The 22,644-nt window shown below is 73.9% G+C and carries 19 protein-coding genes and 1 riboswitch; of the genes, 3 read left to right on the top strand and 16 right to left on the bottom strand.

Annotation, left to right across the window (positions count from 1 at the left end; all coding sequences use genetic code 11):
• Window positions 1-17: 17 nt before the first annotated feature.
• Together ACFYX0_RS24070 and ACFYX0_RS24065 are read left to right on the top strand one after the other, a co-directional pair.
• Window positions 18-1,109 (top strand): amidohydrolase family protein, encoded by a 1,092-nt coding sequence (locus tag ACFYX0_RS24070; protein WP_388972988.1) that lies wholly within the window; start codon window positions 18-20, stop codon window positions 1,107-1,109.
• Window positions 1,110-1,356: 247 nt separating this feature from the next.
• On the top strand, window positions 1,357-2,319 hold the full coding sequence (locus ACFYX0_RS24065; RefSeq protein ID WP_388972987.1) for an SCO1860 family LAETG-anchored protein: 963 nt from the start codon (window positions 1,357-1,359) through the stop codon (window positions 2,317-2,319).
• A gap of 50 nt (window positions 2,320-2,369) precedes the next feature.
• Here ACFYX0_RS24065 and cobC read toward each other — a convergent pair whose 3' ends face one another.
• From cobC to ACFYX0_RS24000, 13 genes are all read right to left on the bottom strand, one after another.
• Window positions 2,370-3,443: an Rv2231c family pyridoxal phosphate-dependent protein CobC gene (cobC, locus tag ACFYX0_RS24060; protein WP_388972985.1), complete on the bottom strand. Its 1,074-nt coding sequence runs from the start codon at window positions 3,441-3,443 to the stop codon at window positions 2,370-2,372.
• The gene (locus ACFYX0_RS24055) at window positions 3,433-4,371 is read right to left on the bottom strand and encodes a sirohydrochlorin chelatase (RefSeq protein ID WP_388972983.1); all 939 of its coding nucleotides are present in this window, start codon (window positions 4,369-4,371) and stop codon (window positions 3,433-3,435) included. The genes cobC and ACFYX0_RS24055 overlap by 11 nt, the downstream gene beginning before the upstream one ends.
• Window positions 4,368-4,952: a precorrin-8X methylmutase gene (locus ACFYX0_RS24050; RefSeq protein WP_355903307.1), complete on the bottom strand. Its 585-nt coding sequence runs from the start codon at window positions 4,950-4,952 to the stop codon at window positions 4,368-4,370. The genes ACFYX0_RS24055 and ACFYX0_RS24050 overlap by 4 nt, the downstream gene beginning before the upstream one ends.
• Complete coding sequence (gene cobJ / locus ACFYX0_RS24045) at window positions 4,949-6,631, bottom strand: precorrin-3B C(17)-methyltransferase (RefSeq protein ID WP_388972981.1); 1,683 nt, start codon at window positions 6,629-6,631, stop codon at window positions 4,949-4,951. The genes ACFYX0_RS24050 and cobJ overlap by 4 nt, the downstream gene beginning before the upstream one ends.
• Window positions 6,628-7,869, bottom strand: a complete 1,242-nt coding sequence (cbiE, locus tag ACFYX0_RS24040) for a precorrin-6y C5,15-methyltransferase (decarboxylating) subunit CbiE (RefSeq protein ID WP_388972979.1) — start codon at window positions 7,867-7,869, stop codon at window positions 6,628-6,630. Before cbiE ends, cobJ begins: the two co-directional genes overlap by 4 nt.
• The gene (gene cobM / locus ACFYX0_RS24035; RefSeq protein ID WP_311698138.1) at window positions 7,866-8,684 is read right to left on the bottom strand and encodes a precorrin-4 C(11)-methyltransferase; all 819 of its coding nucleotides are present in this window, start codon (window positions 8,682-8,684) and stop codon (window positions 7,866-7,868) included. The genes cbiE and cobM overlap by 4 nt, the downstream gene beginning before the upstream one ends.
• 177 nt (window positions 8,685-8,861) lie before the next feature.
• Entirely contained in the window at window positions 8,862-9,611 is a 750-nt protein-coding gene (cobI, locus tag ACFYX0_RS24030; RefSeq protein ID WP_388972977.1) for a precorrin-2 C(20)-methyltransferase, read from the bottom strand.
• Complete coding sequence (locus ACFYX0_RS24025) at window positions 9,608-10,963, bottom strand: cobyrinate a,c-diamide synthase (protein WP_388972975.1); 1,356 nt, start codon at window positions 10,961-10,963, stop codon at window positions 9,608-9,610. Before ACFYX0_RS24025 ends, cobI begins: the two co-directional genes overlap by 4 nt.
• A complete protein-coding gene (gene cobO, locus ACFYX0_RS24020; RefSeq protein WP_388972973.1) occupies window positions 10,963-11,562 on the bottom strand; it encodes a cob(I)yrinic acid a,c-diamide adenosyltransferase in 600 nt (199 codons plus the stop codon). Before cobO ends, ACFYX0_RS24025 begins: the two co-directional genes overlap by 1 nt.
• On the bottom strand, window positions 11,562-13,568 hold the full coding sequence (locus ACFYX0_RS24015; RefSeq protein WP_388972971.1) for a putative cobaltochelatase: 2,007 nt from the start codon (window positions 13,566-13,568) through the stop codon (window positions 11,562-11,564). The genes cobO and ACFYX0_RS24015 overlap by 1 nt, the downstream gene beginning before the upstream one ends.
• A complete protein-coding gene (gene cobN / locus ACFYX0_RS24010) occupies window positions 13,565-17,269 on the bottom strand; it encodes a cobaltochelatase subunit CobN (RefSeq protein ID WP_388972969.1) in 3,705 nt (1,234 codons plus the stop codon). The genes ACFYX0_RS24015 and cobN overlap by 4 nt, the downstream gene beginning before the upstream one ends.
• The gene (locus tag ACFYX0_RS24005) at window positions 17,266-18,774 is read right to left on the bottom strand and encodes a cobyric acid synthase (RefSeq protein ID WP_388972967.1); all 1,509 of its coding nucleotides are present in this window, start codon (window positions 18,772-18,774) and stop codon (window positions 17,266-17,268) included. Before ACFYX0_RS24005 ends, cobN begins: the two co-directional genes overlap by 4 nt.
• Complete coding sequence (locus tag ACFYX0_RS24000; protein WP_388972965.1) at window positions 18,771-19,739, bottom strand: cobalamin biosynthesis protein; 969 nt, start codon at window positions 19,737-19,739, stop codon at window positions 18,771-18,773. The genes ACFYX0_RS24005 and ACFYX0_RS24000 overlap by 4 nt, the downstream gene beginning before the upstream one ends.
• Window positions 19,740-19,859: 120 nt before the next feature.
• Window positions 19,860-19,935: riboswitch (cobalamin riboswitch) on the bottom strand.
• Between the two features lie 347 nt (window positions 19,936-20,282).
• Between ACFYX0_RS24000 and ACFYX0_RS23995 the strand changes: the two genes are divergently transcribed.
• Complete coding sequence (locus tag ACFYX0_RS23995; protein ID WP_388972963.1) at window positions 20,283-20,519, top strand: DUF397 domain-containing protein; 237 nt, start codon at window positions 20,283-20,285, stop codon at window positions 20,517-20,519.
• 265 nt (window positions 20,520-20,784) lie between these two features.
• Here the strand turns inward: ACFYX0_RS23995 and ACFYX0_RS23990 are convergent, their stop codons facing one another.
• The 3 genes from ACFYX0_RS23990 to ACFYX0_RS23980 all read right to left on the bottom strand — a co-directional run bounded on the left by ACFYX0_RS23990 (window position 20,785) and on the right by ACFYX0_RS23980 (window position 22,635).
• Window positions 20,785-21,270 (bottom strand): hypothetical protein, encoded by a 486-nt coding sequence (locus ACFYX0_RS23990; protein WP_388972961.1) that lies wholly within the window; start codon window positions 21,268-21,270, stop codon window positions 20,785-20,787.
• A 45-nt stretch (window positions 21,271-21,315) separates the two neighbouring features.
• Window positions 21,316-22,173: a helix-turn-helix transcriptional regulator gene (locus ACFYX0_RS23985; RefSeq protein ID WP_355903271.1), complete on the bottom strand. Its 858-nt coding sequence runs from the start codon at window positions 22,171-22,173 to the stop codon at window positions 21,316-21,318.
• A 249-nt stretch (window positions 22,174-22,422) separates the two neighbouring features.
• Complete coding sequence (locus tag ACFYX0_RS23980) at window positions 22,423-22,635, bottom strand: hypothetical protein (RefSeq protein WP_311698149.1); 213 nt, start codon at window positions 22,633-22,635, stop codon at window positions 22,423-22,425.
• Window positions 22,636-22,644 lie beyond the last annotated feature (9 nt).

Raw genomic sequence — 22,644 nt, 5'->3', positions numbered from 1 at the left:
GGACTAGGGTGCGGTACATGAGCGATCACGCGGTACTGCACGTGAAGGGGCGGGTGCTCGTCGGGCCGGAGGAGGTCCGGGACGAGCTGTGGGTGATCGACGGCCGGGTCTCCTACGACCGGCCGTCCGGGGCCCGGGACGTCCGTACCGTCGAGGGCTGGGCGCTGCCCGGTCTCGTCGACGCGCACTGCCATGTCGGCCTCGACACCCATGGGCCGGTCTCCGAGGACGTCGCCGAGAAGCAGGCGCTGACCGACCGGGACGCCGGCACCCTGCTGATCCGGGACGCGGGGTCCCCGTCGGACACCCGCTGGATCGACGACCGCGAGGACCTGCCGAAGATCATCCGGGCCGGCCGGCACATCGCGCGCACCCGCCGCTACATCCGCAACTACGCCTGGGAGATCGAGCCCGAGGACCTGGTCGCCTATGTCGCCCAGGAGGCCCGGCGCGGTGACGGCTGGGTCAAGCTCGTCGGCGACTGGATCGACCGGGACGCCGGGGACCTGACCGCCTGCTGGCCGCGCGAGGCGGTCCGGGCGGCGATCGCGGAGGCGCACCGGCTGGGGGCGCGGGTCACCGCGCACTGTTTCGCGGAGGACTCGCTGCGCGATCTGGTCGAGGCGGGCATCGACTGCATCGAGCACGCGACGGGCCTCACCGAGGAGACGATCCCGCTGTTCGCGGAGCGGGGCGTCGCGATCGTCCCGACCCTGGTGAACATCGCGACCTTCCCGCAGCTCGCCCGGGGCGGGGAGAGCAAGTTCCCGCGCTGGTCGGCCCATATGCGGCAGCTCCACGAGCGGCGCTACGACACCGTGCGCGCCGCCTACGACGCCGGGATCCCCGTGTACGCCGGCACCGACGCGGGCGGTTCGCTGGCGCACGGTCTGGTGGCCGGCGAGGTGGCCGAGCTGGTGACGGCGGGCATCCCGCCGGTGGCCGCGCTGTCCGCGACCGCGTGGGGCGCCCGGCGCTGGCTGGGCCGGCCCGGCCTGGAGGAAGGGGCGGCGGCGGACCTCGTGGTGTACGAGGCGGACCCCCGCGCGGACGTCCGGGTGCTGGCGGCGCCGCGGCGCGTGGTGCTGAACGGGCGGATCGTCGGCTAGGGGGCCTAGGGGGCCTAGGGGGCCAGGGGGTCTGAGCGGGGCTGGGCGCCGGCGACCGTGCGCGCCCCCTCGCGCCCCCGGTGTGGGGGATGCCCGGGAGGCGCGGGTGAACAGACGTGTCGTCGTTTTCGAAAAAACGCGCGAAACATCCACGATGGGGTGAAGTCGTCTCGTATTGCTGACGATGTGCTCGCGGTGCCGCGATTCTTTCCGGGTCCCAAACCTGACTTACCTGGGGGTCCCACCCGTGAACGGCACCACTTCCCGCCTGCCCGCCCGCCGACTGGCCACCGTCGCACTGACCACCGCCCTGGCCGCCGGTCCCACCGTGCTCGTCGGCGCCGGTTCCGCTGCCGCCACCGAGAACCACGGGAGGGCGAGCGCGGCCGTCCTGCGCACCGGACTGGAGGTGTCCCTGGTCAACAAGACGGTGAACGTCCCGCTCACCGTCTCCCTCAACGCCGTGGAGGCGCCGGCCAGCGCGGACCGCACCGCCCTGTCGGCCCGGCTCGACGGCGTGGACGGCGGACAACCGTTCAATGTGCTCACCGCCGACGTCGCCACGGCGAACGCCACGGTGACCGTGGCCAGGGCGGAGGGCTCCACCCGTCTCGCGCACGCCCGGGTCCATGTGCCCGGCCTGCCCCTGCTGTCCCTGATCGAGGTCGACGGCGTCACCTCGAAGGCCGTGTGCGAGGCCGGGAAGAAGCCGGTCGCCACCGCGAACCTCCTGGGCGCGGTGACGGTGCTCGGCCGCAAGGTGAAGGTGACGGCGGGCGGCCCCTCGGACGTGAAGGTCCCCGGTGTCGGAGAGGTCCGGCTGGAGGTGGCGCCGACCAGCACGACCTCACGGACGGCGGCGGCCGCCGCGCTGCGGCTGACGGTGACCGTGAACCCGCTGAAGCTGAACGTGGCGGAGGTGCAGGGCACCATGATGCTGGGCGGTGTCACCTGTGATGCGCCCGGGGCCCCTGCCACGGACGGCGGCGCCCCCGCGGCCCCGACCGCGGACGGCGGCGCATCGGCGGCCCCCACCGACTCCGGCACCCACCCCGCCGAGGACCTGAAGCCGCAGGGGGCGCCCGTGAAGAAGTCCGGGCTCGCGGAGACCGGAGCGAGCACGGTGACCCCGTACGTCCTGGGCGGCGCGGTCGTCCTGCTCGTGGCGGGCGGGGGAGCGGTGGGCCTGGCACGCCGCCGACGCGGCTGACCCGGTGCCGGCGCCGGCAGGTCCGGCGCCGGACCAGGGCCCCGCCAGTGTCACCGCCCCGCCAGTGTCACCGCACGGTCCAGGGCCTGCACGAAGCGGTTCACCGTCGTGCGGTCCCGTACCGCCAGCCGTAGCCACTCCTCGTTCAGGCCCGGGAACGTGTCCCCGCGTCGCACCGCGAAGCCCAGGTCCCGCAGATGGCGGCGCACGGCCGCCGCCCGCGCCAGACGGATCAGCACGAACGGGCCCTCGGCCGGCTCGACCACCTGCAGTCCGTCGGGCCCGAACTCCCGCAGCCCCGCCACCAGATGGGCCCGGTCCGCCGCCACCCGGTGCGCCGCGTGCGCCGCCTCCGCCAGCGCCCGGGGGGACACACACGCCTCGGCCGCCGCGAGCGCGGGCGTGGACACCGGCCACAGCGGCTGCGTCTGTTCCAGCTCGGCGATCGTTCCCGGGTCGGCCAGGACATAGCCGATGCGCAGGCCCGCCAGTCCCCAGGTCTTGGTGAGGCTGCGCAGGACCACCAGACCGGGCACGTCCGTGCGGCCCGCCAGCGCCTCCCGCTCCCCGGGCACCGCGTCCATGAACGCCTCGTCGACCACCAAGGTGCGCCCGGGACGGGCCAGTTCGACGATCGAGGCCGCCGGGTGCAGCACCGACGTCGGGTTCGTCGGATTGCCGATCACCACCAGGTCCGCGTCCTCCGGCACCAGCGACGGATCCAGACGGAAGTCGTCCCGCTGCCGCAGCAGGACCCGGCCCACCGCATACCCGGCGTCCCGCAGCGCCGCCTCCGGCTCGGTGAACTGCGGGTGCACCACCACCGGTTGACGCACCTTCAGGGCCCGTGCGAGCAGGACGAACGCCTCGGCCGCGCCCGCCGTGAGCAGCACCCGCTCGACGGGCAGGCCGTGCCGCGCCGCCACCGCCGCGCGGGCGGCCCGCCCGTCGGGGTACGCCGCGAGCCCGTCCAGCGACCCGGCGATCACCTCGCGCAGCCACGCCGGAGGCGTGTCCGCGCGCACGTTCACCGCGAGGTCGGTCAGCGCCGCCCCGTCGTCCCGGACCTCGGCGTCCCCGTGGTGCCGCAGATCATGTGGGCCGCCGTCGTGTTCAGTGTGCATGGGAGTGGGTGTGCCCACCGTGGTGGTGGTGATGCCCATGACCATGGTCGTGGCCGTCGTCGTCGGGGTGGAAGTGCGGCTGCTGCGGCAGCCCCACCTTGTCCTCGAAGCCCGGCAGCGCGATCCGGTACACACACGAGTCGCAGTTCATCCGCAGATCGCCCCGCACCGCCTCCCGGTACCGCTCCATCACCAGATCGAGCAGCTCCGGCTCCGGCCCGATGACATCCGCCGAGCGCACCTCGACGTCCGGGTGCGCCGCCGCCCAGCCCTCGGCCTGCTGCCGCACCCGGTCCGGCAGGATGCCCGTGAACAGGAAGTACGGCAGCACGACGATCCGCTCGGCGCCCAGCCTCGCGCACCGGTCGAGGCCGCTCGGCACGTCCGGCGCCGCCAGCGACACGAACGCCGTCTCCACGCCCGCGTACCCGCGCCCCTCCCACAGCAGCCGCGCCGCCTTGTGCACCTCGGCGTTGGCGTCGGGGTCGGTGGAGCCCCGGCCGACCAGCAGCACGGTCACCTCGGCCCGGTCCTCGGGAGAGCGGGCCGAGCCGCCCAGCGCCTCGTCGAGCCGCCGCTCCAGCACCGACAGCAGCGCCGGGTGAGGGCCGAGCGGACGGCCGTAGGTGTACGAGATCCCCGGGTGCCGCTCCTTCTCGCGGGCCAGCGCCGCCGGGATGTCGCCCTTGGCGTGCCCGGCGGACACCAGCATCAGCGGCACGGCGGCGAACCGGCGCACCCCCCGCTCCACCAGCTCGGCCACGGCCTCGCCCATCGGCGGCGGCGACAGCTCGATGAAGCCGCCGGCGACGGGCAGTTCGGGGTGGCGGTGGCCCAGCTCCCGTACGAAGTCGCGGAACGCCTCGGCTCCGGCCTCGTCCCGGGTGCCATGGCCGGCGATGAGCAGGGCGGGCGGCGGGGTGGTCACAGGGTCTCCTTCGAAGTGGGGTGGTACAGCAAGGCGTTGAGCGCGGCGGCGGCGACCGCCGAGCCGCCCTTCTCGGACACGTTGCTCACGGCGGGCAGCCCGCTCTCGCGCAGTGCGGCCTTGGACTCGGCCGCGCCGACGAAGCCGACGGGCAGACCGATGACGAGCGCGGGGGAGGCGTCCAGGGTCAGCAGCTCCTCCAGGGCGGTCGGCGCACAGCCGATCACCCAGATCGCTCCGGGGCCCACGTCCTCGTACGCCAGCCGGATCGCATGCGCCGAACGCGTCATCCCGGGGCCGGACCTGGCGTCCTTCAGCCGGCAGACGGTCTCGCGCCGGGTGATCCCGGCGGCCACCATCTCCACGTCCACGACCACCGGCGCCCCGTCGTGCAGCGCGGCGTGCGCCCGGACCAGTTCGGCCTCGTCCAGGACGAGATCGCTCGCGTACTCCAGGTCGGCGGCCGAGTGGATGACCCGCTCCACCACCGCCCGCGTCAGCGCGGGGAAGTGCGAGGTGTCCAGGCGGGCGCGCAGCCGCCGGAACGACTCCTGCTCGATCGGGTGGACCACACGGTTCACCGGGGCTCCTCCTGCCAGCGGTAGCCGCGCGGCGTGACCATGCGCCCCGCGATCTCACGGGTCGCCGTGTTGCCCACGGTCACGACCGTCATCATGTCGACCGTCGCCGGGTCGAGACCGGCCAGGGTGGTCACCCGGCTCGACTCGTCGGGCCGGGACGCGTTGCGTACGACACCGACCGGCGTCGTCGCCTCCCGGTGCCCGGCGAGGATCGCGAGCGCCTTGGGCAGCTGCCAGTCGCGGCCCCGGCTGCGCGGGTTGTAGAACGTCACCACGAGGTCCGCCTCGGCCGCGGCCCGTACCCGTCGCTCGATGACCTCCCAGGGGGTGTGCAGGTCGGAGAGGCTGATCGACACATGGTCGTGGCCCAGCGGCGCGCCGAGGATCGCCCCGGCCGCGAGCGCCGCCGTGACCCCGGGCACCCCGATCACGTCGATGTCGTCGGACGCCTCGGCCAGCGCGGGCGACGCCATCGCGTACACCCCGGCGTCCCCGCTGCCGATCAGCGCCACCGCCCGGCCCCTGCGGGCCTCGGCGACCGCCGTGCGCGCCCGCTCCTCCTCGGCGCCGAGCCCCGACTCCAGGATCCGGGTGCCGGGCCGCAGCAGATCGCGGATCTGGTCGACGTACTGGTCGAGCCCGACCAGCACCGAGGCGCGCCGCAGTTCCGCCTTCGCGCGCGGCGTCAGCAGGTCCCGGGCACCGGGGCCGAGGCCGACGACGGCGAGCCGCCCGCGCCCCGGCCTGCGGACCACGGCACAGGTCGCCGTCGCCGGGGTCCCGGCCGACTTGCGCTTGGGGACCAGGAGTTCACCGCCCGCCGCCAGCGCGGCGGCCTCCGCGACGGACGGGGTGCCGACCGCGGCGAGCGGCGCGTCGGAGGGGTTGGGCACCTCGACCCTCGCCAGCTCCTCGGCGGGATACGTCACCACGGGCACCCCGAGCCGCTCGGCCGCCGCCACGATGCCGGGCTCGCCGGCCTTGGCGTCGACGGTGGCGAACGCGGCGAGCGACGCGGCGCTGAGCCCGGCGTCCCGCAGCGCGCCCTCGACGAGCTCCAGGACCTCCGCGACGGGAGCGCCCCGGGAGGCGCCGACGCCGACGACCAGGGTCGGCGGCCGCAGCACCACCTCACGCCCGGCGGGTACGACGGCCCGGTCCGTGACCCGGATCGTGTACGCGCCCTCCGCGGCGAGGGGCAGCGGCGGCAGCGGCCAGTCCACCTCCGCCGTCAGGGCCACCGGCTCCCCGTCGAGCAGCGCCCGGGAGACCCCGGCGACATCGCCCTCGACCGGGAGCCCGAGCGTGTCGAGGCCCGGCAGTCCCACCGCGTCCGTCGCGGTCGTCACCACGGGCGTGGCCCCCAGCACCTCGCCCACCGCCCGGGCGAGTTCATTGGCCCCGCCCGCGTGCCCGCCGACCAGGGACACCGCGAACCGCCCGCCCTCGTCGACGCACACCACGCCCGGGTCGGACACCTTGTCGGCCAGCAGCGGGGCGAGCAGCCGGACGACCGCGCCGGTCGCCAGGAAGCACACGAGCTGCTCGCACTCCGCGAACGCGGTCCGTACGGCGTCCCCGACCGGGCCGTCGTACACCCGCGTCCGGCCGGGCCAGGCCGCCGCCAGCCGGTCCCGCGCAGCCGCCCCCGCCGCGGTGGCGGAAATGAGGCCGATCACTGAGCAACTCCTTCGCTACGCGCCGGAGGCCGCGTGCCCCACAGCAGAAAAACAGGGTTGGTCGCCGCGAGCCGGGTCACGTCCCCCGGCAGCGGAGCGAGCCGCGACGACTGCAACAGCACCCCGTCGCAGCCGAACCCGGCGGCGACGAGCGCCTCGCGCGCCGCGGGCACGCGGTCCAACGCGGCCATGGCGATCACCACCGCCCGCCGGGCCCGCCGCGCGCACGCGGTCACGATGGCGGGCAGCTCGCGTCCGCCGCCCCCGATGAACACGGCGTCGGGCTCGTCCAGACCGGCCAGCGCGTCGGGCGCCACGCCGTGCACCACCCGGACGTCGACGCCGTGCGCCGTGGCGTTGGCGCGGATCCGGGCGACCCCGTCCGCCGTCTTCTCGACCGCGGTGACGGCCGCACCGAGCCGTGCGCACTCCACGGCCACCGAGCCCGAGCCCGAGCCGATGTCCCAGACCAGATCGCCGAGGCGCGGCCCCAGCCGGGCCAGCGCCAGCGCACGGACCTCGAACTTGGTGATCATCGAGTCGCGGTGGGTGAACGCGCTCTCCTCCAGGGCCCAGGCGCTCGGCCCGGGCTGGGGCCCCGCCACCGTACGGACCGGTCCGAGCGCCGCGGCCGGATCCAGGCACAGCACCACGCTGACCGCCGTACCCCAGTCACGTTCCGCGGCCTCGGCGGGCGTCACCCGCTCCACGCGCTCGTGCTCCGGATCGCCGAGCGCGCTCGCCACGACGAGGACCCGCTCGCCGGGGCCGCCGGCGAGCGCCGTCCCCAGCTCGGCGGGGCCGGCCCCCGGACCGGTCAGCACGGCGACCTTCGGCCGCGCCCGGCACACCTGCACCGCCGTCCGCAGCGCACGGCCGTGGGCGCTCACCACCACCGCGTCGTCCCACGGCAGCCCGAGCCGCGCGAAGGCGGTGGCCACGGAGGAGACTCCGGGCCGCACGTCCAGCCGCTCGGGCCCGAACCGTTCGGCCAGCGCACGGACGATGCCGAAGAAGGCGGGGTCCCCGGAGGCGAGCACGGCCACCCGCCGCCCCTTGTCGAGGTACCGCTCGATCGCGTCGAGAGCGGGCGCCAGCGGCCCGAGGACGATCCGCTCCGCCTCCTCGGGCAGCCGGGCCGCCGCCAGATGCCGCCGGGCGCCCACCACCAGGTCCGCCCCGGCGACCGCCTCGGCGGGAAGGGGCGCCCCCGTGCCCGTACCGACGACCGTGATCATGTGCTCGCGCCCCGGGAGCGCAGCGCCTTGCGGGCCTCGGGATCGGCCTTGCGGAAACCGTGGAAGTGACCGGGGTGGTACAGATGCGAACGGGTGCCGTGCGCGTCCAGCGCCGGGCCGACCAGGAACAGCGTGTGCTTCCACAGCTTGTGTTCCTTGACGGTCTCCTCCAGCGTGCCGAGGGTGCACCGGACCACCAGTTCCTCCGGCCAGGTCGCCTGGTACGCGACCACGACCGGGGTGCTCGTCGGATAGCCGCCCTCCAGCAGCTCCCGCACCAGCTGACCGCTGCGGGCCGCCGACAGGAAGATCGCCATCGTGGTGCCGTGCCGGGCGAACTCGCGCACCTCCTCGCCGGGCGGCATCGGCGTCTTGCCGCCGCCGAGCCGGGTCAGTACGACGGACTGGGCGACCTCGGGGATCGTCAGCTCCCGCTGTGCGAGCGCGGCGACCGCGGAGAAGGCGGAGACACCCGGTACGACCTCGGTCTCGATGCCGATCCCGGCGCACCGGTCCAACTGCTCCTGCGTACCGCCCCACAGGGCCGGGTCGCCGGAGTGGATCCGGGCCACCCGCAGGCCCTGCGCACGGGCCCGCTCGTACACGGCGACGACGTCCTCCAGGGACATGGTCGCCGAGTCCAGGATCTCGGCGCCCTCGCGCGCGTGGTCGAGGACCTCCGCCTGCACCAGGCTGGCCGCCCAGATCACGACGTCGGCCTCGGCGATGGCACGCGCGGCACGGAACGTCAGCAGATCGGCGGCGCCGGGGCCGGCGCCGACGAAGGTCACCTTGCCGGTGGGGGCATCGGCCATGGGGAATCGGTCCTCTCCTACGGGAACGCGGGCGGTGCGGAACAGCGGGTGCGCACTCGGCCGCCCATCCGGCGCGCAGCGGGGGCGATCGGGCGGCGAAGGGTCAGGGCGGCGTTCTCCGCGAGCGGTCCGCCCCTGCGGCTCGAGGACCCCGTGACCGGGCCGGTCTGTCGCCGGTCACAGCTTGCCGCCGCGGGTGCCGTCACGGCGGGCCGGCGAGATCAGGGTGGACAGATAGGGGAGCGGACCCTCGTCGAGGTCGGTGGCCGGTCCGACGGTCTCCTCCGGCAGCCCGAGCGACGCCCCCCACACCGCGTCGTCGATGCGCCCGGTCTCCCGCAGTGCATCGGCCACCTCGTGCGCCTGCCGCCCGAACTTGTAGGCGACGACGGTCCCCGGACCGCCGAGGGCGTCCTTGAGCACCGCGGAACCCGCCGTGACGGGGACGAGCGTGAGCGGTTCGGTGCCCTCGGTCAGCACGGCACCCGACCGCGCGGCCAGGTCCTGCATGGCGGTGATGCCGGGCACGGTCTCGATACGGACGTCCGGCACCGACGCCTGGACGGTGTGCGCGAGATACGTGAACGTGGAGTACACGTTGGGATCGCCGATGGTGGCGAAGGCGACGGCGGAGTGCCGCCCGAGAAGCCCGGCCACACGCTCCCCGGCCACGTCCCAGGCCGCCTCGCGCCGCGCCCGGTCGCTGCGCTCGTTGAGCGCGAACACGACCCGGACGACCTTCTCCTCGGGCACGTAGTGCAGCACTGTCGCCTCGGCGCGCCCGCGCTCCCCGCCGTCCCGTCCCTCGGTGTCGCCCATCACGGGCACGACGACCACGTCGGCCTCCCGCAGCGCGTTGACGCCCTTGACGGTCACCAGCTCGGGGTCGCCGGGGCCCACCCCGACTCCGATCAGCCTGCTGCTCATGACGTCCGGCACCTCTCCACGAACCGACGGGCCGCACCGGGCGCGGCGGCCCAGTGCGTGTGCAGATAACTGGCGTGCACACCTAGTTGTACGAAACCTTCGAGGCGCCGCTCGGGGGCGCGAACCCCCCAGGCGGGAGCCGCCCCCGCCGCGGGCTCCACCACGGTCCGGTGGAACTCGTGGCCGCGCATCCGTGTCCCGGCCGCGGCGAGGACACTGTCGCTCACGGCCACCGCGTCCCGGTAGCCGAGGGTCAGCCGTTCGCTCATCCGGGCGCTCGCGTCGAGCACCCCGCACATGGGCTGCCCGTCCAACTCCCGGCACAGGTACAGCAGTCCGGCGCACTCGGCGGCGACCGGCGCGCCGACGAGCGCCAGCTCGGCCACCGCCTTGCGCAGCGGCTCGTTCGCGGACAGCTCGGCTGCGTACACCTCCGGGAAGCCGCCGCCGATCACCAGCCCCGCCGTACCCTCCGGCAGCCGCTCGTCCCGCAGGGGGTCGAACACGACGACCTCGGCTCCGGCGGCGGTGAGCACCTCGGTGTGCTCGGCGTAGGAGAACGTGAAGGCGGGACCGCCGGCCACGGCGACCACCGCCCGCGCGCCGGTGTCGTACGCCGGCGGCTCCCAGGGCTCGTCCGGCAGCGCGCCCGCACTTCGCGCCAGCGCCCACAGCGCGTCCAGGTCGCAGCCTCGGCGCACCTGCGCGGCCATGGCGGCGACCGCGTCGACCGCCTCCGCCCGCCGTTCGGCCACCGGTATCAGCCCCAGATGCCGCGACGGAGTGTCCACCTGGGCCACCCTGCGCAGCACCCCCAGCACGGGCACCCCGGACGCGTCCAGGGCGTCCCGCAGCAGTTCCTCGTGCCGGTCCGAGGCGACCTTGTTCAGGATCACGCCCCCGATCCGCACCTGCGGATCCCAGGACGCGAACCCGTGCACCAGCGCCGCCACCGACCGCGACTGCGAGGACGCGTCGACGACCAGGACCACCGGCGCCCTCAGCGCCTTCGCCACCTGCGCCGTGGAGGCCAGCTCCCCCTCGCCGGCGGCCCCGTCGTAGAGCCCCATCACGCCCTCGACCACGGCCAGGTCGCAGCCGCGCGCGCCGTGCAGAAACAGCGGAGCGATCAGCTCCGGTCCGCACAGGTACGCGTCGAGGTTCCGTCCCGGGCGCCCGGTCGCGAGCGCGTGATAGCCGGGGTCGATGTAGTCGGGCCCCACCTTGTGCGGGGACACGGCGAGGCCCCGCTCGGCGAAGGCCGCCATCAGACCCGTGGCCACGGTGGTCTTGCCGCTGCCCGAGGAGGGCGCGGCGACGACCAGCCGGGGGACGGAGGAAGGGGAGAGCATCACCACTCGATGCCCTTCTGGCCCTTCTGGCCCACGTCCATCGGGTGCTTCACCTTGGACATGTCGGTCACCAGATCGGCGAACTCCACCAGCTTCTCGGGCGCGTTCCGCCCGGTGATCACCACATGCTGGGTGCCGGGGCGGTTCCGCAGCACCTCGACGACCTCGTCGGTGTCGACCCAGCCCCAGTGCATCGGGTACGCGAACTCGTCCAGCACGTACAGCCGGTACGTCTCGGCGGCCAGGTCACGCTTGACCTGCTCCCAGCCCTCCCGGGCCTTGTCCTCGTTGTCCATCTGCTCATCGCGCTGCACCCACGACCAGCCCTCGCCCATCTTGTGCCAGTCGACGGTCCCGCCCTGCCCGGACGCCCCCAGCACCCGCAGCGCGTTCTCCTCGCCGACCTTCCACTTGGCCGACTTGACGAACTGGAACACCCCGATCGGCCAGCCCTGGTTCCACGCGCGCAGCGCGAGCCCGAAGGCGGCGGTCGACTTCCCCTTGCCGATGCCCGTGTGCACGACGACGAGCGGACGGTTGCGGCGCTGACGGGTCGTCAGTCCGTCGTCCGGTACGACACTCGGCTGCCCCTGCGGCATTACGCGGCCCTCCTTGCGGTCCCCTGCGTCCCCTGCACATGGCGTACGAGCCCGGCGATGCTGTCCGCGCGCAGCTCGTCCAGCGTCACCGCCGTACCGTCCAGCTCCTCGGCGAGCCGCCCGGCGAGTCCCAGCCGCACCGGTCCCGACTCGCAGTCCACGACCACGGACGCGACGCCCTCGGCGGCCAGCAAGGAGGCCGCCCGTCCCGCGAGCGCCACCGGTTCGGCGCCCCCGGTGGCCCGTCCGTCGGTCACCACCACGACCAGGGCGCGCCGCGCGGGATCCCGCAGCCGCTCGACCCGCAGCACGTCATGGACCTTGAGCAGCCCGGCGGCCAGCGGCGTCCGGCCGCCCGTCGGCAGCGACTGCAGCCGGGCCGCCGCCGCGTCCACCGACGACGTCGGCGGCAGCGCCACCTCGGCCGCCGTGCCCCGGAAGGTCACCAGACCCACCTTGTCCCGCCGCTGGTAGGCGTCGAGCAGCAGCGACAGCACGGCGCCCTTGACGGCGCTCATCCGCTGCCGGGCCGCCATCGATCCGGAGGCGTCGACGACGAACAGCACGAGATTGCCCTCGCGCCCCTCCCGCGTCGCCTGCCGCAGATCGTCCCGGCGTACCACGAGCCCGGGCCCCGAACGTCCCCGCGCCCGCTGGTGCGGCGCGGCGGCCCGCACGGTGGCCGCCAGATGCAGCTTGGTCAGCGCGCCCCGGGGCCGCCGGGCCCCGGTGGTGCGTCCGTGCTCGGTGCGCGCCCGCGAGCGCCGCCCCGCGGCGCCGTCGCCGAGCCCCGGCACGGTCAGCACCTTGGTGCGAAAGGGCTCTGCGGCGCGCACGGCCTGCTGTTCCCCGGCGCCCGAGGACTGCGGCTGCCCGCTCTCCCCGGCCTCGGGCTGTGCGGCCGTGTCACCGCCGCTCTCGGGACCGTCGTCCGGCGTGGGCTGCCCGCCCCCGCCGCCGGGCCCGTCCGGATCCGGGTCGTCGTCCTCGTCGCCGTCCCCGAACTGCTCCAGCGTCTCGTCGAGCTTGTCCTCGTCGAGCCCCGGCGCGTCGAAGGGGTTGCGCCGCCGCCGGTGCGGCAGCGCCAGCAGCGCGGCCTGCCGTACGTCCTCGGCGAGCACCTCGGTCCGCCCGGCCCACGCGGCCAGCGCGGTCGCCGTGCGCGCCATCACGATGTCGGCGCGCATGCCGTCCACCTCAAACGCGGCGCAGGTCGCCGCGATCTGCCGCAGCGCCCCGTCCCCGAGCCGCACGGACGGCAGCAGCTCCCGGGCCGCCACGATCCGCGCCCGTACGGCGGCCTCCTCCTCGGCCCAGCGCGCCGCGAAGCCGGCGGGGTCGTCGTCGTAGGCGAGCCGCCGCCGTACGACCTCCACGCGCTGGTCGGGCTCCCGCGAGGCGGACACCTCGACGGTCAGCCCGAACCGGTCGAGCAGCTGCGGCCGCAGCTCGCCCTCCTCCGGGTTCATGGTGCCGACGAGCAGGAAACGGGCGGCGTGCCGTACGGAGACGCCCTCGCGCTCGACGTACGACGCGCCCATGGCGGCCGCGTCCAGCAGCAGGTCGACCAGGTGGTCGTGGAGGAGGTTGACCTCGTCGACGTAGAGGATGCCGCGGTGCGCCTGCGCCAGGAGCCCCGGCTCGAAGCTCTTCACGCCCTCGGCCAGCGCACGTTCGATGTCGAGGGCCCCGACGAGCCGGTCCTCGGAGGCGCCGACGGGGAGTTCGACCATGCGGGAGGGCCGGCGGGCGCCCGGCCCCGGCTCGTGCGGCCCGTCCGGGCAGGCCGGGTCGGGTGCGGCGGGGGCGCAGGAGAACCGGCAGCCGACGACGACGTCCACCCGCGGCAGCAGCGCGGACAGCGCCCTGACCGCCGTGGACTTGGCGGTGCCCTTCTCACCGCGCACCAGCACTCCGCCGACCGCCGGTGACACGGCGTTCAGCAGCAGCGCGAGCCGCAGGTCGTCCTGGCCGACGACGGCCGTGAACGGAAAGGGGGTACTCACTTCTCGTCGCCCTCCAAGTCGCCTTCCAGCTCCAGATAGGTGGCGCGCAGCCGCTCCAGCGTGTCCGCGTCGGGCTCGGCCCACAGGCCGCGGTCGGCGGCCTCCAGCAGCCGCTCGGTGATGCCGCGCAGCGCCCATGGGTTGGACTTCTTCATGAAGTCGCGGTTCTCGGCGTCGAAGACGTACTCCGCGCTGAGCTTCTCGTACATCCAGTCGTCGACGACCCCGGCCGTGGCGTCGTAGCCGAACAGGTAGTCGACGGTCGCCGCCATCTCGAAGGCGCCCTTGTAGCCGTGGCGCCGCATGGCCGCCATCCAGCGCGGGTTGACCACACGGGCGCGGAAGACGCGATGGGTCTCCTCGCCCAGGGTGCGGGTCTTCACCTGGTCGGGCACGGCCGAGTCGCCGACGTACGCCTCGGGGGACGCGCCGGTCAGATGCCTGACCATCGCGACCATTCCGCCGTGGTACTGGAAGTAGTCGTCGGCGTCGACGAGGTCGTGTTCACGGGTGTCCACGTTCTTCGCCGCGACGGCGATCCGCCGGAACGCGGTCTCCATGTCCCCGCGCGCTGCCCGCCCGTTCAGCCCGCGCCCGTACGCATAGCCGCCCCACACCGCGTAGACCTCGGCGAGGTCGGCGTCGGAGCGCCAGTTGCGGGCGTCGATCAGCGGCAGCAGACCGGCGCCGTACGCGCCCGGCTTGGAGCCGAAGATACGAGCCGTCGCGCGCCGCCGGTCGCCGTGCTCGGCGGTGTCCTCGTCGGCGTGGGCGCGGACGAAGTTCTGCTCGGCGGGCTCGTCCAGCTCGGCGACGGCGCGTACGGCGTCGTCGATGAGACCGACGACATGCGGGAAGGCGTCCCGGAAGAAGCCGGAGATGCGCACCGTGACATCGATCCGGGGACGGCCCAGCTCCGCCGGGGGGATCACCTCGAAGCCGGTCACCCGGCGCGAGGCGTCGTCCCAGACCGGGCGGCACCCGAGCAGCGCGAGGATCTCGGCGATGTCGTCGCCCTGGGTCCGCATGGCCGACGTGCCCCAGACGGTGAGGCCGACCGACCGGGGGTACTCGCCGGTGTCCTGGAGGTAGCGCGCGACCAGCGAGTCGGCCAGCGACTGCCCGACCTCCCAGCTCAGCCGCGACGGAATGGCCTTGGGGTCGACGGAGTAGAAGTTGCGGCCGGTCGGCAGCACGTTGACGAGACCGCGGGTCGGGGAGCCGGAGGGACCGGCCGGGACATAACCGCCGTCGAGCGCCTTGAGGATGTGCCCGATCTCGTCGGTGGTACGGGCGAGCCGGGGCACGACCTCGGTGCAGGCGAACTCCAGGACGGTCACGGCGTCCGGCAGTTCGGTGCCCAGGACCTCACGCACCAGCGCGGGCGCGGCGGCCGCGTCCCAGGCCCGCTCCTCCATGCCCTCCGCGATCCGCCGGCACAGCTGCTCCAGCAGATCTACGGCGTCGGCGGCGCTCCGCGACGGAACGAAGGGGCGCGGAGCGCCTTCCTTGGAAGGGTGGTGGGAGACGGGCGGGACGTCCACGAGGTCCGTCAGCTCCACCGGCACCTTCACCGGCGCGCCCGGCTCGGCCAGCAGCTCCTTCTCCACCAGCCCGAAGTGCTCGGCGAGCGAGGCCCGCAGCCCCGGCAGGGCGTTCGCCTGCCCGCCCCACACCTGCGAGGCGCGCAGCACGGCGAGCACGAGGTTCACCCGGGGCTCGCCGACCGGGCCGCCGCCCAGGATGTGCAGACCGTCGCGGATCTGCACGTCCTTGATCTCGCACAGATAGCCGTCGATGTGCATGACGAACTCGTCGAAGTCGCCGTCCTCCGGCTGCTCGTCCACATGCAGGTCGTGGTGCAGCTCCGCGGCCTTGACCAGGGTCCAGATCTGGGCCCGTACGGCGGGCGCCTTGGCCGGGTCCAGATCGGAGACGAGCGCGTACTCGTCGAGGAGCTGCTCCAGCTTGGCCAGGTCGCCGTAGGTGTCGGCGCGCGCCATCGGCGGCACGAGGTGGTCGACGACCGTGGCGTGCCCGCGCCGCTTGGCCTGGGTGCCCTCGCCGGGGTCGTTGACGATGAACGGGTAGATCAAGGGCAGTTCACCGAGGACGGCGTCCGGGGCGCACCCGCGTGACAGACCGAGGCCCTTGCCCGGCAGCCACTCCATGGTGCCGTGCTTGCCCATGTGGACGATCGCGTCGGCGCCGAACGAGTTCTCCAGCCACCTGTACGCCGCCATGTAGTGGTGCGACGGCGGCATGTCGGGGTTGTGGTAGATCGCGATCGGGTTCTCGCCGAAGCCGCGCGGAGGCTGGATCATCACGACGACGTTCCCGAACCGCAGGGAGGCGAGGACGATGTCGTCGCCGTCGACGTACAGCGAGCCCGGCGGCTCGCCCCACGCCTGGAGCATCGCGTCCCGCAGCTCGGGGTCGAGGGTGTCGAACCACGCCCGGTAGTCGGCCAGCGGCACCCGCGCGGGCGCGGCGGCCAGCTGATCCTCCGTCAGCCACTCCACGTCGTGGCCGCCGGCCTCGATGAGCCGGTGGATCAGCTCGTCGCCGCCCGACGGGTACTCGGTGAGGCCGTACCCGGCGTCCCGGAGCGCGTCCAGCACCCGTACCGCGGACGCGGGCGTGTCCAGGCCGACCGCGTTGCCGACCCGCGAGTGCTTGGTCGGGTAGGCGGTGAAGACGAGTGCGAGCTTCTTCTCGGCGTTCGGCTTGTGCCTCAGCCGGGCGTGCCGCTCGGCGATTCCGGCGACGCGCGCGGCCCGCTCCGGGTCGGCGACGTACACCGGCACATCGTCGGGGCCGTGCTCCTTGAAGGAGAACGGAACCGTGATGAGGCGGCCGTCGAACTCCGGGATCGCCACCTGCATCGCCGCGTCCATGGGTGAGAGCGCGGCGTCGGACTCCTCCCACGCGGCGCGCGAGGAGGTCAGGCACAGGCCCTGCAGCACGGGAACGTCCAGGTCGGCGAGCGCCCCGATGTCCCAGGCCTCTTCGTCGCCGCCCGCCGACGCCTGCGAGGCGTGCGTGCCGCCCGCGGCGAGCACCGTCGCCACGAGCGCGTCGGCCTTCGCGAGCAGCTCGTACAGCCCCGGGTCGGCGCCGCGCAGCGAACCGCAGTACACCGCAAGGGCGTTGGCGCCCCGCTCCTCGATCGCGTCACACAGCGTGTCCACGAAGGCGGTGTTCCCGCTGAGTTCATGGGCGCGGTAGAAGAGCACGCCCACGGTGGGACGGCCCTCGGTGTACGCACGCTCCCCGTGGACGCCGTACTCGGGCATCTTCTGCGGCTCGGTGAAGCCCTCGCCGGTCAGCAGCACGGTGTCGGACAGGAAGCGGGCCAGTTCGGTGAGGTTGGCGGGACCGCCCTCGACGAGATACCGCAGCGCCTCCGCCACGACACCCGCGGGCACCGACGACTCGGCCATCAACTCGGCGTCCGGCACGCTCTCTCCGCCGAGCAGGACGGTGGGGATGCCGGCGGCCCTGAGGGCGGCGAGCCCGTCCTCCCAGGCGCGCTTTCCGCCCAGCAGCCGTACCACGGCGATGTCCGCGCCCCGGACCAGCTCCGGCAGCTCCGCCGCGACGTCCACGCGGGCCGGGTTGCCGATCCGGTAGGGCGCGCCGGAGGCGCGGGCCGCCAGCAGATCGGTGTCGGCGGTCGACAACAACAACACTGTGCTCATGCGGGCGCTCCCGGGGGAATGAAAGGCAGTCCTTGCGGCGCGCCCGACTCGATGAGCCGCCACAGCGCGTCCGTGTCCGCGTGCTGTTCGATCAGGTCGCCGAGCCGGTCGAGCTGTTCCTCGCGCAGCGCGGCGAACGACGTGTCGGCGGCCGGCACGAAGCGGCGGCCCGCGGCGGCGGCCACCTCGCGCAGGAACGCCCGCCGGAAACCGTCCGACTCCAGGGAACCGTGCCAGTGCGTGCCCCAGCTCTGGCCGACCCGGCAGCCGTCGAGGAAGGGCTCACCGCCCGTCACCTCGGCGACACCGTGGTGGATCTCGTAGCCCTCGACGCGCTCGCCGAGCGCCTCGCCCACCGGGCGGGTCAGGGTCTTCTCACGGGCGAACCGCACCCGTACGGGCAGCACTCCGAGCCCGTCCACGGCACCCCTGCGGCTCTCCACCTCGTCCTCGATGTGCTCGCCGAGGATCTGGAAACCGCCGCAGACGCCGAGGATCGGGCGCCCCTCGGCGGCCCTGCGGGCAAGGGCCCCTGCGAGACCGCGCTTGCGCAGCCACTCCAGGGCCCTGACGGTGCCCCGGGTGCCGGGGACGACGACGAGGTCGGCGTCGGCCAGGTCCTCGGGCCGGTCCACGAACCGCACGACGACGCCCGGTTCGGCGGCGAGGGCGTCGACATCGGTGAAGTTGGACATGAGCGGGATCGCGCACACGGCGACCCGCAGCACATCCTCGCCGACGGGCGCGGCCACCGCCGACTCGCGCACGGTGCCCCGCAGGGACACCCTCAGGCCGTCCTCCTCGTCGATCCCGAGGCCGTGCCGGAACGGCAGCACGCCGTACGTCCGCCGCCCGGTGAGCCCGTGCAGCATGTCGAGCCCCGGCTCCAGCAGGGAGACGTCCCCGCGGAACTTGTTCACGAGGAACCCCGCGATCAGCTCCTGGTCCTCGCGGGAGAGCAGGGCGACGCTCCCGAAGAAGGAGGCGAACACCCCGCCGCGGTCGATGTCGCCGACGATCAGCACGGGCAGCCGCGCGCCCCGCGCGATGCCCATGTTCACGATGTCCGTCCGCCGCAGATTGATCTCGGCGGGACTGCCCGCCCCTTCACAGATCACCGCGTCATACGTGCCCCGCAACTCGGCCAGACAGTCGAGGACCGTGCCGAGGAGCCGCTGCTGCCGGCCTCCGTGGTAGCCGCGCGCGCTCAGCTCGCCGACCGGCTTGCCGAGCAGCACGACCTGGCTGCTCTGCTCACCGCCCGGCTTGAGCAGCACGGGGTTCATCAGCGCGGTCGGCTCGATGCGGCAGGCCTGCGCCTGCATGGCCTGCGCGCGCCCGATCTCGGCGCCCTCCCGCGTGACGAACGAATTCAGGGACATGTTCTGCGCCTTGAAGGGCGCGACCTTCACGCCCTGCCGCACCAGCCACCGGCAGATCCCGGCGGTGACGACGCTCTTGCCCGCGTCGGAGGTGGTGCCGGCGACGAGGAGACCACCGTTCATGACGTACGTCCCTTCGCGAGAAGTCCTCGGGTGAACCGCCGGGCGACGAGGCGGCCGGCGACGGTGGCACCCAGCGCGAGCGCGGTCACACGGCGGGAGAGCCGCACCGCGCGTTCGATGTCGTCGGTGCGCACGGCGCGCCCCGGCGCATTGAGCAGCGGCCGGTGCTCCAGGCGCCCCCCGTACGACAACGTGCCGCCCAGCCGCACCCCGAGCGCCCCCGCGAACGAGGCCTCCACGGGACCGGCGTTGGGGCTCGGATGCCGTCGGGCGTCCGCCCGCCAGGCACGCAGAGCCCCCCGCCGGTCCGGTCCCGTCGCCGCCGCGAGGAGCGCGGTCAGCCGGGCCCCGGGCCAGCCCGCGAGGTCGTCCAGACGCGCCGAGGCCCAGCCGTAGCGCCGATAGCGCGGCGACTTGTGCCCGACCATGGCGTCAAGGGTGTTGACGGCCCGGAAGCCCACGAACCCGGGCACCCCGCCCACGGCCCCCCACACCAGCGCGCCCACCACGGCGTCCGAGGTGTTCTCGGCGACGGACTCGACCACGGCCCGGGCGATCCCGTCGGCGTCGAGCGCCTGCGGATCCCGCCCGCACAGATGCGGCAGCCGCGCACGGGCACCCTCGACATCCCCGGACGCGAGGGCGTGCCCGATCGTCCGGGCCTCGCGCGCCAGCGAAGTCCCGCCGACGACGGCCCAGGTGGCGGTGGCCGTCAGGGCGACGGACGCGGTACGGGAGCCACGGACGGCCGTAGCGGCGAGCGCCGCGGACGACACCGCGCCGCCCACGCACACGGCGGTGTGCAGCGCACCCCACCCGCGATGGTCCCGCCACAGCACCCGCTCCACGGCACCGGCGGCCCGCCCGAACGCGGCGACCGGATGCCCCCGGCGTGGATCGCCGAGCAGCAGGTCGCCGAGGAGGCCGGCGGCGGCGCCGTACGCGAAGACGCGATCGGCACCCATCGGCTCAGCCGAGCGTGGGAGAGGGCAGGATCCGGGTACGGGACCTCAATCGGCAGCCGCGCATGGCGATATGTCCTCACTCAGGGTGTCCACGCCCTGGCTCGACGAGACCGGCGGTGAGAGTTCCTGGCTCCCGGGGCGTGTGGTGCCCCGGTGACAGTGGCGGGACCGCGCCGGAATCGCACCGGCTTCCTCTCCTGCCGCCGTATTGGCCCCGGCAGTCCACCACGCTCCCCGAACACCCGTCAACTTGCTCTTGACCTGCGACGCAGCGGTGTGCCGAGCCCCACATCGCTGAAATGTCGTCAGCCGCTCGAATCGGCGCTTTCTGTTCTCTTTCCGGACGCGGAACCTGGGAAGACTCAAAGAACAGCGGCAGGACGAACGCGAGAGCGCCGACGAGCGGCACTGGGTGATTCGTTGCGGGGAGACGACCCTGGTGTGGCCGGCCTTCGCTGCCCCGGCAGCGGTGGGGCACGGCGCTCGGGAGCGTCGTGGTGAGGACGCCTGGTCGGTGCGCTGACTGGTGAGACGGAGGTCGGTGTGGTCGGCAGGGTGGCGTCGGGGCGTGTGTGGCGGAAGAGCAGTCATTCGGAAGGTGACAACACCGACTGTGTCGAAGTGGCCGTCGAGGGGGCGCACGTACTGGTGCGTGACTCGAAACGGCGCACCGGCCCGATGCTCGTCTTTCGCCGTACCGCGTGGTGTGGTTTGCTGGCTGGACTCGATGACCAGGCAGTTCAGGCAGTTCAGGAAGTCCGGGCAGCGGACGGTTTCTGAAAGTCCGTCCAGAGGGCGGGAGGAGCCGGCATGGGGGATGCCAAGAAGGTCTCGGCGCGTGCGGGAGGATCCCACACTCCACGATCCGCACTGGCGGCGGCGGTCCCGCTGACGCTCTTCTCCCTGACCACAGGGGTGTTCGCTGTTGGTCTCGGCGCGCTGGCCGCACTGCTCGTGCCGGGGTCGACGGCACGGGCCCTCGTCTGGCTGGTGGTGACGATCGTCGCGGCGGCCTGTGCCGGTCTGTGGTGGGGCCTCACCCCGGTCATGGAACGTCGCCGTGTTCTCGGCGCTCTGGGCGTTCGCGGCCGGGCTGCGGCGACGGTTCGTCCACGGGGCTCGGGGACCCGCTGACTCCCGGTTCGCGCGCCGCTCCCGAGCGGCCGCGCAGCACCCGGCCGACCCGTGCGGCGAGGGCGGTGACGACGGCCGCGCCGAGCGCTGCCAGCACCGTCTCGGTCAGGGGTGTCAGCGTGTCCGGGCCGAGCCCGGGCGCCACCCGGGCCGACACGGCGATGCTGAGCAACAGCGCGCTGCCGCACGTCGTGCCGAGCAGCAGACGGGTCGTGGGCGGGCGTGTCCCGAGCTCGCCGGGGGAGTGCGGCTCCTCCATGAGGTGTGCCTCCTCTATAAGGGGGCCCGCCCCGGGCGGGGCGGCGGATCCCGCGGGGGAGCCGGGCGGGTCGTCCGCGGCCGGGAAGCGGCACGCGCGCAGCTGCCTCCACCACTCAAGGAACCCGAGGACCGCCATGGGCCATTCCTCCCCGTTGTCCGCCCGGGCCGTCCCTCCCGGGCTTCAGCTGCTGCCGAGACTCTCCTTGACCGCGTCGATCAGTTCGATCATCCGGTCGCCGTCGTACGCCTTGGTGCTGATGTCCTCGAAGCACTCCTGGTAGCGGGCCGTGAGGCCGAGGTCGTCACGGTTGGCCACGCTGCCGGTGGCGCCTTCGAGGTAGAGCAGGTCGTCGCCGTCCGTGAAGCCGAGCAGGGTGAAGGAGGCGCCCATGCTGTAGTGCGCGCCGGCCGCGAACGGCAGCAGGCGCAGGCTGACCCGGGGGTGCCGGGCCATCGTCTTGAGGTGCTCCAGCTGCCTGCGCATCACCCCCGGCCCGCCGATGACCCGCCGGACGACCGCCTCGTCCAGGACGATGTGCACGTCCGGGCCGCTGTCCCCGTCGAAGATCCGTTCCTGCCGTGTGGTGCGCAGCTCCGCCGAGCGACGGGCCAGCTCCCCGTTCTCCCGGGGCGCGAGCTGGGCCAGTGTGTAGTCCTCGATCTGCAGCAGCGGGCAGACGACGGAGGGGTGGTAGAAGCGGATCGAGGTCGCCGCGCTCTCGTAGCCCAGGTACTGGGCGAACTGCGCCCGCACCATGTCGTTGTACGGTGCCCACCAGGACGGACCCTTCGACCCGCGGGCGGCCCCTTCGAGTTCGGCCACCAGCCGGGGGTCGGTCACGTCGTACAGCTGGAGCAGTGCGCGCAGATCGGTGACGCTCAGGCTGACCGTCCCGGCCTCCAGCCGGATCAGCTTGGACAGGGACCACTCCAGCGCGTCGGCGGCCTCCCGCTGGGTGAGACCGGCTCCCTCGCGTGCCTTGCGCAGTTCGATACGGAGCCTGCGTCGGTTCAGGCTCGGATCGATGTCCCTGGCCATGTCGCTCCCTGCTACACGTCGTCTTCGTGTGGTCGGGCGGCCGACGTCGAACAGCAACTCGCCCCCTAGACTAGGTGAGTTGGGCGTGGGCGGCCAGACACCTGCGTTCCGCCACCTGCCTTTTCGACGTGGTCGCGATGCCGGGTAGAACGTAGCAAACCGGAACATCTCCCACCAAAGACCAAGCCCCGCAGCGGGGATCGCCGCGGGGCTCGAAGTAGGGGCCCGGGCGGGCGCCGTGGTGCGCGGTCAGGACACGATCAGATAGATCCCGTACGCCACCGCCGCCGCGCACGCCGCGAAGCAGGCGTACGCGCCGGTGACCGCGAGGGCGCCGCCGCCCCGGGGCGACTCCTTCTTCGTGAGGCCCACGACGCCCAGGGTGAACAGGCTCACCAGGGCCACCGTGACCACGAGGCTGACGCCGAAGACGGAGCCGAGTGCTGCCCAGTCGATCTTCATGAGGGGTGT

It is taken from the genome of Streptomyces sp. NPDC002573, from assembly GCF_042889625.1.
GTDB classification, from domain to species: Bacteria; Actinomycetota; Actinomycetes; order Streptomycetales; family Streptomycetaceae; genus Streptomyces; species Streptomyces gibsoniae.
This window is presented reverse-complemented; position numbering and strand designations above follow the sequence as displayed.